At 69.0% G+C, this 12,749-nt stretch carries 12 protein-coding genes; 6 read left to right on the top strand and 6 right to left on the bottom strand.

Annotated elements, in window-relative coordinates:
• Positions 1–36 precede the first annotated feature (36 nt).
• Genes ABZ345_RS24270 through ABZ345_RS24280 form a run of 3 tightly spaced genes read right to left on the bottom strand, consistent with a single transcriptional unit; the run spans position 37 to position 1,990 of the window.
• Entirely contained in the window at positions 37–663 is a 627-nt protein-coding gene (locus ABZ345_RS24270) for a response regulator transcription factor (protein WP_359852829.1), read from the bottom strand.
• Positions 664–716: 53 nt separating this feature from the next.
• Positions 717–1,355: a response regulator transcription factor gene (locus tag ABZ345_RS24275; protein ID WP_359852832.1), complete on the bottom strand. Its 639-nt coding sequence runs from the start codon at positions 1,353–1,355 to the stop codon at positions 717–719.
• On the bottom strand, positions 1,352–1,990 hold the full coding sequence (locus ABZ345_RS24280; protein ID WP_359852835.1) for an ATP-binding protein: 639 nt from the start codon (positions 1,988–1,990) through the stop codon (positions 1,352–1,354). Before ABZ345_RS24280 ends, ABZ345_RS24275 begins: the two co-directional genes overlap by 4 nt.
• 238 nt (positions 1,991–2,228) lie before the next feature.
• Between ABZ345_RS24280 and ABZ345_RS24285 the strand changes: the two genes are divergently transcribed.
• Positions 2,229–2,807, top strand: a complete 579-nt coding sequence (locus ABZ345_RS24285; protein ID WP_359852837.1) for a hypothetical protein — start codon at positions 2,229–2,231, stop codon at positions 2,805–2,807.
• On the opposite strand, the gene ABZ345_RS24290 is transcribed toward ABZ345_RS24285, so the two are convergent.
• Positions 2,770–3,756 carry a PHP domain-containing protein gene (locus ABZ345_RS24290; protein WP_359852840.1) on the bottom strand — a complete coding sequence of 329 codons (987 nt, stop codon included), beginning with the start codon at positions 3,754–3,756 and terminating at the stop codon, positions 2,770–2,772. The genes ABZ345_RS24285 and ABZ345_RS24290 overlap by 38 nt on opposite strands.
• A 73-nt stretch (positions 3,757–3,829) precedes the next feature.
• On the opposite strand from ABZ345_RS24290, the gene ABZ345_RS24295 reads away from it, so the two are divergent.
• The 4 genes from ABZ345_RS24295 to ABZ345_RS24310 all read left to right on the top strand — a co-directional run bounded on the left by ABZ345_RS24295 (position 3,830) and on the right by ABZ345_RS24310 (position 7,373).
• On the top strand, positions 3,830–4,483 hold the full coding sequence (locus tag ABZ345_RS24295) for a TetR/AcrR family transcriptional regulator (RefSeq protein ID WP_359852843.1): 654 nt from the start codon (positions 3,830–3,832) through the stop codon (positions 4,481–4,483).
• 51 nt (positions 4,484–4,534) lie between these two features.
• A complete protein-coding gene (locus ABZ345_RS24300; RefSeq protein WP_359852846.1) occupies positions 4,535–5,305 on the top strand; it encodes a glucose 1-dehydrogenase in 771 nt (256 codons plus the stop codon).
• Positions 5,305–5,718: a DUF3237 domain-containing protein gene (locus tag ABZ345_RS24305; RefSeq protein ID WP_359852849.1), complete on the top strand. Its 414-nt coding sequence runs from the start codon at positions 5,305–5,307 to the stop codon at positions 5,716–5,718. Before ABZ345_RS24300 ends, ABZ345_RS24305 begins: the two co-directional genes overlap by 1 nt.
• A gap of 83 nt (positions 5,719–5,801) precedes the next feature.
• The gene (locus tag ABZ345_RS24310) at positions 5,802–7,373 is read left to right on the top strand and encodes an alpha/beta fold hydrolase (protein ID WP_359852852.1); all 1,572 of its coding nucleotides are present in this window, start codon (positions 5,802–5,804) and stop codon (positions 7,371–7,373) included.
• Positions 7,374–7,468: 95 nt separating this feature from the next.
• On the opposite strand, the gene ABZ345_RS24315 is transcribed toward ABZ345_RS24310, so the two are convergent.
• Positions 7,469–8,686, bottom strand: coding sequence for a serine hydrolase domain-containing protein (locus ABZ345_RS24315; RefSeq protein WP_359852855.1), 1,218 nt, complete (start codon positions 8,684–8,686; stop codon positions 7,469–7,471).
• A 264-nt stretch (positions 8,687–8,950) separates the two neighbouring features.
• Here ABZ345_RS24315 and ABZ345_RS24320 point away from each other — a divergent pair, with 264 nt between their 5' ends.
• Positions 8,951–11,707: an AAA family ATPase gene (locus ABZ345_RS24320; RefSeq protein WP_359852857.1), complete on the top strand. Its 2,757-nt coding sequence runs from the start codon at positions 8,951–8,953 to the stop codon at positions 11,705–11,707.
• Here ABZ345_RS24320 and ABZ345_RS24325 read toward each other — a convergent pair.
• Complete coding sequence (locus tag ABZ345_RS24325) at positions 11,704–12,651, bottom strand: MASE1 domain-containing protein (protein WP_359852859.1); 948 nt, start codon at positions 12,649–12,651, stop codon at positions 11,704–11,706. The genes ABZ345_RS24320 and ABZ345_RS24325 overlap by 4 nt on opposite strands.
• Positions 12,652–12,749 lie beyond the last annotated feature (98 nt).

Consider the following 12,749-nt stretch of genomic DNA (forward strand, 5'->3'; position numbering starts at 1 on the left):
TTGCTGGTGCGGCGGCCGTGCGCAACGGCCGCCGCGTCAGATCAGGCCCTCGCGCAACGCGAAAGCCACGGCGTGGGCGCGGTTGCGCAACTGGAAGCGGTTGGTGATGTCGTGCAGGATCGACTTCACCGTCCGCTGCGAGTAGCAGAGCTTCTCCGCGATCTCCCTGGTCTCCAGGCCGTCGGCGATCATCCGCAGCACCTCGGTCTCCCGGCTGGACATGCCGGCGAGGTTGAGCCCGTTGGGGCGCAACACGTTGCGCTGCAGCTGGGACACGCGTCCGAGCAGCCTGCCGAGCAGGTCCGCCGGCAGCGAGCCTTCCCCGGCGTGGGCCGCGCGGATCAGCCGGACCAGTGTGTCGGGTGTGGCCTCGGAGCGGCGCAGCACGGCGGAGACCCCGCTGCCGACGATGTCGAGCAGCTCGGAGTCGGCCACGTCACCGGCGACCAGCACGATGCCGGGGTTGGGCTGGACCTGCAGCTTTCTCAGCAGTTGCAGCACGTTCTCGTCGAGACGTTCCGCGACGACGAGCGCGACGCAGCTCTCCGCGGTCTCCGGCTCGACGAGCCGGATCTCCGGGCGGGACCGCAGCGCGACGGTCACACCCGCGCGGGTGATCGAGTCGGTGGCGTGCAGGACAACGGTTACGGGTTCGGCGTTCATCAGCTCCCCTTCTGACGTCAGCACAACAATCATCGGCCTGGGAGCGTCCCGGCCTACAGGGGCAGTTGTCCCGAGTTGTCCCGGAACAGGTTTATCGCCTGAGCGCGATCCGCGACCTGCAGCTTGCGCAGGATGTTGGACACGTGGTTGCGCACGGTTTTGCTGCTCAGGAACAACTCTTTGGCGATCGCGGCGTTGCCCTTGCCCGCCGCCATCAGCCGGGCGACCTCGCGTTCGCGCCCGGTCAGCTCCGGAAGCGTGCTCGGACGTGGTGCCGTCGCGAAGAAGTCGAGCAGCCTCGTGGCCACGGCAGGGCTGAAGATCGCCTCACCCTCGCCGACCGCGCGCACAGCGTCCACAATCTGTTGGGGGCGTGATGACTTCACCAAATACCCTCGAGCGCCTGCTTTCATGGCCGCGAACACGGATTCGTCGTCCTCGAACATCGTCAGCACGAGCACGCGGGCGGACGGCCGTGCGGCGACGATCCTGCGCGTCGCCTCGACTCCGCCGAGATCCGGCATGTTGAGGTCCATCACGATCACGTCGGGCTGCAGTCGTGCGGCCGATTCCACGGCGGCTGTACCACCGGAAGCCTCGCCGACGACGTCGATGCCGTCGTCGAACAGAGCCGCCATCACGCCGCGGCGGAAGAGCGGGTGGTCGTCCACGACCAACGCGCGCAACGTCATGGCACGGGTAGCGCAGCCGCGAGTCTGGTTCCGCCGTCGGCTCCTGGCTCGACGCGGCAGTTCCCGCCGAGATCGCTGGCCCGCTGGCGCATCGACGCCAGGCCCACGCCGTTCGACAGCTCGGCCGCGCCGACGCCGTCGTCGAGCACCTCGACGTGCAGCTCGCCGTCGAACCACAACCGCACCTCGCACGTGCGCGCGTCGGCGTGCGTCACGACGTTCGTGAGCGCCTCGCGGACGATCCGGTACGCCGCCACGCTCACCGCGTCGGGCAGCGGCGGGATCTCGGTGAGCACCACGACGTCGATCGCGACGTGCAGCCGTGACCTCAACGCCGCGACGAACAGCTCGAGCGCGCCGACCAGCCCGAGCCTGGTGACCGTCGCCGGGCTCTCGTTCGCCACCAGCGACTTGATGTCGTCGATCGCCGAGTGCATCTCGTCCTCGAGCAGCGCGAGCAACCGTGCCGCGCCGGCCGGGTCGGAGGTGAGCAGCTGCCGGACCGATCGCAGCCCGAGGGCGACAGCGGCGAGTGACGGGCCGACACCGTCGTGGAGGTCGCGCAGCACCGTGCGGCGTGCCTCGGCCGCGCTCCTGGCGCACGACTCCGCGGGCACGATGAATTGGCGGCGCATGCTCCCTCCCTCCCCAACGATGACGTCGCTTGGACGTCGGCACCCGTTTCCGAGGTTCCCGATGGTGTGACTACAAGTCCCCTGATCGGCCCATTCGCCGCTGCGACGGGAGTGGGAACGAGTTTCTTTGCACTCCGATGGAAGCGTTGGCCCCGGTGATACAGCCAGGCGGAAAAACCAAATGGCCCGGTGAGCGGTACGGAGGTATTTGTAGGCCGAACGGACGCTCCTCACAGGTATGGGAGTCGAGGTCCACGACCCTCGCTGGCTCAGCGCCGTGCCGGGAGCCGAGCTCGTGGTCGGGCTGGACGATGTCAGTGAGTACGCCGCGGACGGTCACCGGGTGACCGTGATGATCGACCTCGTGCCGGACACCGTGTCGTCGCTGCGGGGTATCGCGGCCGACGCGGTGGGGGAGGGCGCGCGCAAGATCCGCGTGCGGCCGCACGGTGTCGACCGGGTCGACCTCGTCTACGCGGCCGTGGAGCTGAACCGCGTCGCCGAGGACGACGCCGTCGAGGTCCAGTTCGACGTCACGTCCGCCGCACTGCTGCGCGCGGACCCGTCGGCGTTCGTGCGCGTGGATCCACTCGTGGTCAAGGCGGACGGGACGGTCGTGCCGATCTGCGCCGGGCTGGAGAGCTACGCGCTGGGGTCGCTCGGGTCGATGGACGACCTGGTGCGGGCCTGGGATCCCGAGCCGGTCCGGGACCTGTGCCGGGTCGCGCTGGGCCGGGCGCTGGCCGACACCGGGCCGTTGGTCTGCTGGTACGAGCACCTCACCCGGACAGCAGCTGCGATGCGGACCGGGTGTTGATCACGAGGTCCGGCGTCACACCGCACTCCTCCGCCCGCGCGCAGCCGTAGTTCAGCCAGTCCAGCTGGCCGGGCGCGTGGGCGTCGCTGTCGATCGAGAACGTGCAGCCCGCGTCGACGGCGAGGCTGAGCAGCCTGCGCGGGGGATCGAGCCGCTCCGGCCGTGAGTTGATCTCGACGGCGGTGCCGTGCTCGGCGCAGGCCTCGAAGACCCGTTCCGCGTCGAACTGCGACTCCGGACGACCCTTGCCGACGACGAGCCGGCCGGTGCAGTGGCCGAGGATGTCGACGTGCGGGTTCCTGACCGCGTTGATCATCCGCGAGGTCATCTCCGCCTTCGGCATCTTCAGTTTCGAGTGGACGCTCGCGACCACGACGTCCAGTCGTTCCAACAGGTCCTCGTCCTGGTCGAGCGAGCCGTCGTCGAGGATGTCGACCTCGATGCCGGTGAGCACCAGGAACGGGGCCAGCTCGACGTTCAGCTCGGCGACGACCTCCAGCTGCTTCTCCAGCCGGTCGCGGGACAGTCCGTTCGCGACGGTCAGGCGCGGCGAGTGGTCGGTCAGCACCATGAACTCGTGGCCGAGGTCGCGGGCCGCCTCCGCCATGTCCCTGATCGGGCTGCCGCCGTCGGACCAGTCCGAGTGGACGTGGCAGTCACCTTTCAGCCACGCCCGCATCTCTTCGCCGCCGGTGATGTCGACGTGCCGGAGTTTCGCGAGGTAGGACGGCTCGCGGTTCGCGAGCGCGTCCAGCACGACACCGGCCGTCGATTTTCCGACGCCTTTCAGATCGGTGAGCGTGCCGAGCTTCGCTCGTTTTTCGACCTCGGCCGGGTCCAGCTCGGCGAGAACGGCCGCCGCGTTGCGAAAGGCCTGGACGCGGTAGGTCGGCTCGCCCGCTCGTTCGAGGTGGAAGGCCACCTGCTTCAACGCCTTGACCGGATCCATACCTCTTCCTACCCCATCCACTCAGAGTGCGCTTCTGTTTGCAAAGTTCATTCGATCCACAATGATGTTCGGCATGTCCCCACGTCCGGCCGGTGCCCCACCGGCGAACGGAGCCGGCTCGCGGCGCAAGCGGAGCAAAGGTGACCTGACCTCGCAGGCCATTCTCGACACCGCCGAGCAGCTGCTCGAGACGAAGTCGCTCGACGAGATCGCCGTCGACGAACTGACCTCCGGCGCGGGAATCTCCAGATCCACCTTCTATTTCCACTTCGAATCGCGTGAGGCAGTGCTCTACGCGTTGTCCGAACGGGTCGCGGAAGGCCTCTACGATTCCGCGGCGCTCTGGTTGCGCCGCGGCAGCGAACCGCCGGAGGACTCGATCCGGCGTGCGATCTCTGGGACTGTCGCGCTGTGGCGGGCGCACGGCCCCGTTCTGCGTGCGGCCGTCCGTGCCCGCGACACGAGCGAGTTGGTGCGCAGGTTCTGGTCGGGGGTCGCTCGCAAGTTCGTCGACTCGACCGCGCAGCAGATCGACATCGAACGCGAGGCGGGCGTGGCCGTGCCGGGGCCGCCGACCGCGCGTGCGCTCGCCACGGTGCTGGTCTCGATGAACGAGACGATGTGCTACAGCCTCTCGCTCGCTCGCAAGTCGGCCGCCCGCGATCGTGAGGTCGTCGAGACCCTGACTGCTGTGTGGCTGCGGGCCGTGTACGGGGTTCCCCGGTAGATAGCGCGTGAGCGTTGCTCACTCGACACCGTGTCGAATAATTTCGCCACCATGTCGAGCAATCCGTTTTCGCTGGTCGGACACGTCGCGCTGGTCACCGGCGGCACCCGTGGCATCGGTCTGGAGTCGGTGCGGGCGCTGGCCCGCGCGGGGGCGAGCGTCGCCGTGGTCGCGCGCACGGCCGAGACCACCAAGGAGGTCGCCTCCGCCGTGGAGCGCGAGTTCGAGGTCGAGGCACTGCCCGTCGTCGCCGACATCGGCCACGACGACGAGATCCCCGGCATCGTGCTGCAGTCCGTCCTCGACCGGTTCGGTCGCATCGACGTCCTGGTCAACAACGCCGGCGCCGCGCCGCCGTTCGGTCCGCTGATCGACGTCTCCGCCAAGGCGTTCGACAAGATCATGGCCGTCAACGTGCGCGCGCCGCTTTCTCTGACGCGCGCCGCCGTTGCGGCCGGGCTCGGTTCCGGTGGCGGGTCTGTGATCAACATCGTGTCCGCCGCGGGGCTCAAGGCCGAGCCCTACATGGGGCTCTACTCGGCGGCCAAGGCGGCGATGATCAGTGCGACTCGGACGCTGGCCCGCGAGCTCGGTCCTGCCGGGATCCGGGTGAACGCGGTGGCGCCCGGCGTGATCCGCACCGATTTTTCGGCGGCGATCGTGGCGAACGAGGACCTGCACGCCTCCGTGGTCGCGAAAACCGCGCTGGGACGGGTGGGTGAGGCCTCCGAGGTCGCCGGTGCCGTGGCGTACCTGGCGTCGGCGGCCGCCGCGTACACCACCGGTTCGATCATCGTCGTCGACGGCGGGACGGTGGCGTGATGGAGCTCGTGCCAATGGGGACGATGACCGCTCGGCTGCGAAAGCCTTACCTGCTACCAAAAACGCCCGTCGGAGACCGGCTGATCTACGAGGTCGAGTCCGGGACGTTCGAAGGCGACCGTTTGCAAGGCTCGATGCACGGCACGTCGACCGCCGACTGGCTGACCATCGGCCCGGATGGCACGGCGACGCTCGATGTCCGTTCTGTACTGCGGACCGACGACGACGCTTACATCTATCTGCACTACTCGGGACGGGTTGACGTCTCGAATGGCTTCGGTGCGCCGCTGTACGCGGCCCCTCTGTTCGAGACCGGCGACGACCGCTACCGCTGGTTGAACCGCGTGCAGGCCGTCGCGAAGGGCGTGCTCGACGGCCTGGTCCTCACCTACGAGGTGTGCGAGGTGAGGTGAAATTCACCCGACCTTCGGGGGTTCCGATCGGGACGGCGACTGCGGAAGCGTCGTCGCTGACCATCGACCGGAGGGGTGTTGTGGTGAGGAAGCGTTGGGGCGCGGCGGCTTTGGCCGCCCCGCTGGTGATGTCCCTGGTGGGAACGGCCCAGGCGGAACCGGGGCCGCTGGACGAGTACTACACCCAGACGGTCGCGTGGGCCGAGTGCCCGGCCGGCTGGGTGTCGCCGACGACGGGTGTCGAGTGCGCCACGGTGATCGTGCCGATGGACTACAAGAACCCGGGCAACGGCAACCTGGAAATCGCGATCTCGCGCAAGAAGGCGACAGATCCCGCGCACCGCAGAGGCGTGTTGCTGACGAACCCCGGCGGCCCCGGCGGGTCCGGACTCGGTGCGGTGCACTGGTTCAACGCGCAGACCGACGTTCTCCGGATCTACGACGTCATCGGCATGGACCCGCGCGGTGTCGGCCGCTCGACCCAGCTGCGTTGCATCTCCACGCCGTCCGACGACGTTTTCCCTTCGCGTCCAACGGATGCGCAGATGGCGAACTGGTCCGAGTACGCGCGGGCCGTTGAGGAGAACTGCCAGCGCGGCGGCGGTGAGATGCGCCGGTTCATCTCGACGATGAACACCGCGCGCGACATGGACGTCATCCGCGGGGCGTTGGGGGAGAAGAAGGTCTCGTACGTCGGCTACTCGTACGGCACCCAGCTCGGCGCGGTCTTCGGCTCGATGTTCCCGAAGTCGCTGGACCGCAGCGTTCTCGACTCGGCTCTGGACCCGCTGAAGACCTGGCACGAGCAGGACGTCGACGTGGTGGACGCCATCACGGACAACCTCAAGAAGTGGACTGAGTGGACCGCGGCTCGTAACGGCACCTACGGGTTGGGCACCACGCCTGCCGCCGTGCGTTCGGTGCTGGACGGGATCGCCGAGAAGCTGAAGGCCGGTCCGTACGGTGGCTACACCGACGTCTCGTCCTTCGACTACGCCGTCGGTGCCACCCGCTACCGCCGTTCGTGGGCGGCGTTCTCGCGCCACATCGCGTCGATCGTGTCCGGTACCGCTGATCCTGGTGAGGCCTCGGCGATCGTGGCGGCTTTGAAGAAGGGCGACATCGAGCCTACTTCGGCCGGCACGTACCAGGCTGTGACCTGTGAGTGGGACTGGTTCACCGACGTGAACACCTACTACAACGACATGAAGCGCTGGCGGGACACCAACCCGTACGGCGGCACCGTGGACTACATGGCGCCGACCAACTGCACGTTCCGGGCGTTCAAGCGGCCGGAGAAGATTCCTGCCATCACGCGGAAGTACCCGGCCGGGCTGGTCGTGAACTCCGACGGCGACACGCAGACCCCGCTGGCCAACGGACGGGTCATGGCGGAGCACCTGAACGAGCCGCTGATCAACGTTTCGAATGATGGTCAGCACGGGCACTACGCGTTGCGCCGCAACGCTTGTGTCGACGCTCTGGTCAACAAGTACCTGGTGTCGGGGATTTTGCCGGCCTCGCGGGTGACGTGTGCCGGTACGGACATCGCGGAGAACGTGCCTCCGGGCGCTGCCGCCTCGCTTTCGGCGCAGTCCTCGCGGCCGTTGAGCGACATCCTGGGCGAGATCGCCACGGAGACCAAGCCGTTCTGAGGGCCGTTCTGATCGGCTGAACGATCTTGTCAGATCTCGCGAGTACGTTGTGACGCAGGGGTTCCCAGCTCAGGGGGACCCCTGCGTCAGCGTTCTCAGGCGAACCAGGTCCCGCCGCTGCGCCGGTAGTCGAGCGCCCGGTACATCGCGTCCACAAGGGACTGGCCGCGCGAGTTGGCCGCGAGCCCTGGCCCCTGCTTGTTCATCGCGTAGCCGAACGAGATCCGCGCCTTCGGGTCCGCGAACCCGAGCGAGCCGCCCATCCCGGTGTGCCCGAAGGCCTCCTCGGACATCAGCAGGCCCTCGGCGTCGTTCGGCGGCAGGTACGAGTTGTCCACCTGCTTCTGGAACCCGAGCGCGAACCGCGACGGCACACCGACCACGGCGTCGAGCCCGGACACCGCGACGTTCGACATCTGCGGGATCTGCGACTCCTCGACCAGGCGCACACCGTTGTAGGAGCCGCCCAGAGCCAGCGGCCGGTACATGCCGGCGAGGCCGCGGGCGTTGGAGATGCCGCCGATCGCGCCCATCTCGGCTGTGTGCGCGGCGCGGGAGTCCGACTCGCCCGGGGCCATGTAGCCGCCGTTGTTGAGCAGCATCAGGCCCGGCACCGACTCGGGCTGGGTCATCGCGGTGACGAACAGCGACGGCAGCAGGAGGCCCGGCTCGGTGGGGTCGACCGGGATCGTGTGCGCGACGTGGGGTTCGAGGTCCTCGGGCAGGCCCATCCAGAAGTCGAGGCCGAGCGGGCCGGAGACCTCCTTTTCGAAGAACTGGCCCAGCGTGAGGCCCGTGACGCGGCGGACGATCTCGCCGACCAGGAAGCCGAACGTCAGGCCGTGGTAGCCGTGCCTGGTGCCGGGTTCCCAGAGAGGCTTCTGGGCGGCGAGCGAGGAAGTGACCAGCTCCCAGTCGTAGAAGGCGCCCGCGGGCAGCCACGAGGTCAGCGCGGGCAGGCCTGCCTGGTGCGACAGGACGTGCCGGACCAAAGTCGTGTCCTTGCCCTCGGCGCCGTACTCCGGCCAGTAGCGAACCACGGGCGCGTTCAAGTCCAGGACACCGCGCGAGGCGAGGATGTGGGCGCACAAAGAGGTCGCGGCCTTGGTGCACGACCACACGTGCACGATGGTCTCCTCGGACCACGGCTGACCGGTGACGGGGTCGGCGACACCGCCCCACAGGTCGACGACGGGCTCGCCGTCCAGGGTCACGTGCACGGAGGCGCCCACCTCCCCGCGCTCGGCGAAGTTGCGTTCGAACTCGGCGCGGACCTCTGCGAACTGCGGGGCGCAGGTTCCCTGGATCGACATGGACCCTCCTCGTCGGGGGGAGCGGCGGTGGCGGTGCGGTGACCACACCAAGGGCATCACTGAGAGGAACCACGGATTAGTAGGGAACACTTAGCGGCTAACGTGTTCGACCTCACACAGAGCAGTCGTTCTACTGAGAGTGAGTGATCGCGTACGGAAAGCGGGCCTTGCCGAGTCGAGACACCCACATGGAAGACTCAGCGCTGCTCCGCCGAAGCTCGCCGGGAGGCCGTCATCGCCGACACTCCGCTCCGTTCCGCCGTCGTGGGACGGGAACCGGAACTGCGCGCCGTGCTCGACTGCGTGGACGCCGCGCCCGCGACCGGCCTCGTCGTGGTCCAGGTGAGCGGAGAGCCGGGCATCGGCAAGACCTCGTTGCTCGCCGAGATCGCCCGGCGGCTGCGCGAACGTCAGTGCGGCGTGCTGGCCTCGGCGTCCGACGTGCTCGGCAAGCGCATCCCGTACGGCGCGGTGGTGGCGCTGATCCGCTCGCTCGGCGTTCCCCCGCCACTGGACAAGACCCGCTCGGATGCCTTGGCCGCGCTGGAGATCTCCGTGACCGAGGACTCCGGCGCCTGGTTCGGCCGGGCCTGCGACCGGGTGGTGCGACTGCTGACCGAGCTCACGGCGACGCGCCCCGCGGCGTTGCTGATCGACGACCTCGACCATGTCGACGACGACTCCCTGGCCCTTCTGACGCTGGTGCTGCGGCGGGTCTCGGCCGCCCCGCTGGTGCTGGTCACCGCCAGCCGTTCGCACACGAGCGAACCGGGTGCCGAGGGCCTGCTGGACCGCGTGGAACAGCACGCGGAGGTTATGCGCATCGACCTCGCCCCGCTGTCCGGCGCCGACGTGGCCCGCATCGTCGAGTCCGTCCTGCAGACCTCCGTCGACGACGCCCTCGCCCGTGAAGTCAAGCAACGATCCGACGGCAACCCCTTCTTCGTCACCGAGATCGCGCGGTCGTTGAGAGAACTCGATCTGGTGACGGTCGACAACAACCGGGCCCGCCTGGCCGTGTCCCCGGACGCCATCCGGCTGACCCGCCGCGAGGCCGTCCTGCGCCGGGTTGCGCCGCTCGAGAACGACACACGCCTCGTAGCGCGCGCTGTCGCCGTGTTCCGCAGAGTCCGGCTCGACCAGATCTCGCTGCTGGCCCGCGTCGCGAGCCTCCCCGAGTCGACCGTGGTCTCCGCGTTCGACGAACTCCTGCGCGCGCACATCGTGGTCCACGACGACGAGCGCGGTTACCGCTTCTCCCACGCACTCGTGGGCGAGGCGCTCTACCACGAGGTGGGCCCGGCGCAGCGCCGCCACCTGCACTCCCTGATCTCCGCACGCCTGCTGGAGGATCGCTCTCAGGGCCTCTCGGTGGACCTGCTCCAACTCGCCTGGCACCTCGCCGAGTCCGCCGCGCCCGGCGACCGCGTGGCCGTCGGCGTCCTGGCCGAAGCAGCTTCCGTGGCTCGCGCAACGGCCCCGGAAACCGCGGCCGCCCTGTGCTCCAAAGCCCTGCAGCTGTTGCCGCGCAACGCTCCCGAACGTTCAGAGCTGCTGGCGTTGCAGTGCCGGGTGCTCGCGAGAGCCTCCCGCCCGGCCCTGGCCATCGAACCGGGCCTTGCCGCGCTCGAATCCTTGGAGCCCGGCCAAGAACGCACGCGGGTCGCCACGGCCGTCATCTCGTCCCTCTTCTCCGTCGGACGCACGGTAGAAGCCATGGAACTGGCCGATGACGAGGTCGCGCGCGGTCCCGTCCCCGCGTCGTTGGAAGCCCAACGCGCCGTGCTCCTCATCTACAACAACCGCCACGCCGACGCGGTGTCCGAGGTGGCCCGCATCGAGGCCCTCCCGATCAGCTCGCCGGCCGAAGGCGTGATCGTCTTCGAGCACCTGGCCATGCTCTCCTCGTTGCTCTTCCTGCACGACCGCACCGTCGAGTACGCCAACCGCGCGCTGTCCTACAGCGACGGCCAGCCGATGCTCGAACTGCAGGCGTTGTCCGTCTGCGCGTCGATCACCGCTCTCGCCGGCCTCGTGCACGACGCGTCGTGGCGGGTCCGCCGGGCCGAGGAACTGGTCGACCAGGTCGGCTCGCACGGATTCCGGGCCGAACGCGCCGCCTCACGCGTGGCGCTGGACTGGCTGGGCGGCCGCTGGGACGCGGCTCTGGACGGCATCGGCCGCTGGCTCCCGGACGTGGAGGCCGCCCAAGCCGACCAGGCCCTCGGTGTCCTGCACGCGATCGAACTGTCGATCCGCACCTGGCGCGGTGAGCTCGACGTCGCCGCGCGGCTGGCCTCCCTGCCCGCGCCGCGGTCGGTGAACATCTCGAAGCTGCACGCCGCGGCCCTGGCCGAATACCTGATCGCGCGCGGCGAGGCGGACGAGGCCTACGCGGTGCTGGGCACCGCGATCGGCTCACGCCTGGAAGCCGCCTACTCGTGCGTCCTGGTCGCGCGGATGGTCGAGCTCGACCTGGAACGAGGCCACTCCGACAAGGCTCTGGAGGCGTTGGACCGGCTGTCCGCCGTGTCCGCGACGCGCGTGTCGCCGTGGTCGCGCACCACGATCCGCCGGGTGACCGGCGTGGTCCGGCAGGACACGGACCTGTTGCGGGAAGCCGTGTCCGAGGCCGCACTGGGAGGGCTGGAGTTCGAGAAGGCCCGCGCGCAGCTCGCACTCGGCGAGGCCACCAAGGACGAGGTGCCCACGCTCGTCGAGGCCTACACGACCTTCCAACGGCTCGGCGCGCACGGGTTGCGCCGTCAGGCGGGCAACCGGCTCAGGACGCTGGGCGCCAAGGTGCCCAGGGCCCGCTCGAAGGCGCCGGGCCTGCTGACCGAGGCCGAGGAGAACGTCGCTCGCCTTGTGCAGCAAGGAATGCGCAACCGGGACATCGCCGCCGCGTTGCACTACAGCCCGAGGACGATCGAGGTCTACCTGTCGCGGATCTACGCCAAGCTGCACGTGTCGTCACGGCTGGAGCTGGCCCGAGTGCTGGACGCGATGCAGCAGCGCTAGGTGGGCGGCGCCATCCGGCCGAGCCGTGTGCGCACTCCGTCCTCCTGGTAGCGCGTCACGGTCTCGGCCAGTTGCTCGCACGCGCGCTCGATGGCCTGACGGGCCTGGTTCCGCTCGCTCGTGATGGCGCTCAGGATCAGCCCGGTCAGCGCCACCGAACCGTTGAACGCCTGCAGCACGATCATCGTGGTCAGCAGGTCGTTCTGCGTGAAGTGACCGCTCGCGGCGGCCATCACCGCGGCCACGGAGATGATCACCGCGCACGGGGCGGCGATCGCGTGCTGGAACCGCAGCGCCGCCCAGATCAGCATCGGGAACACCAGGAACAGCAGACGTGTCTCCGAGATCGTCACGAAGGACGCGAGAACCGCCGTGGCGATCAGCACTCCCGCGGCCTCCACGAGCCGGCGCGGCGAGACGTGCCAGGTCCGGGGGAGCGTCAAGAGCAACGGCGTGAACACCAGGACGCCCATCGCGTCGCCGGTCCACCAAACCGCCATCACGGCCGGCATCTCGTGCCACGGGATCAGGCCGGTGAGCTTCAACGCCGCCGTGCCGACCGCCGCGCTGATCAGCATCGCGCCCAGCGCGCCCGCGAAGACGAGCAGCAGTGCGTCCTTCAACCGGTCCAGCTGCTGTCTGAACCCGAACCCGGTCAGCAGGTACCAGGCGGCCAGCGGCGCGGCGGTGTTGCCGATGGTGATCAGCACGAGCCCGGCGGGGCCCGCGCCGAGAGAGATGTTGGCGGTCAGCGCGCCGAGGGCGATGCCCGGCCAGATCTTGCGGCCCGACATCAGCAGTGCCGCCACCGAGATCCCCGTCGGCAGCCACAGTGGAGTGACCTGGCCCTTGACCAGAGCCAGGACCAGCCCCACCTTCGCCGTCGCGTAGTAGGCGACCGCGACCGCGAGGATCGTCATGGTGGTGCGGAGTGCGGCGTTCACCGGCACATGCTCCACCCGTGCACACGTGTCCGCCAGACCTCGCAACAGAGCGTACCCACTCGGACTCACTCCGCTGGTCCATACCGGTCAGTTCCGCC

The sequence above is a fragment of the Lentzea sp. NPDC005914 genome (genome assembly GCF_040629405.1).
In the GTDB taxonomy this organism is placed as follows: Bacteria; Actinomycetota; Actinomycetes; order Mycobacteriales; family Pseudonocardiaceae; genus Lentzea.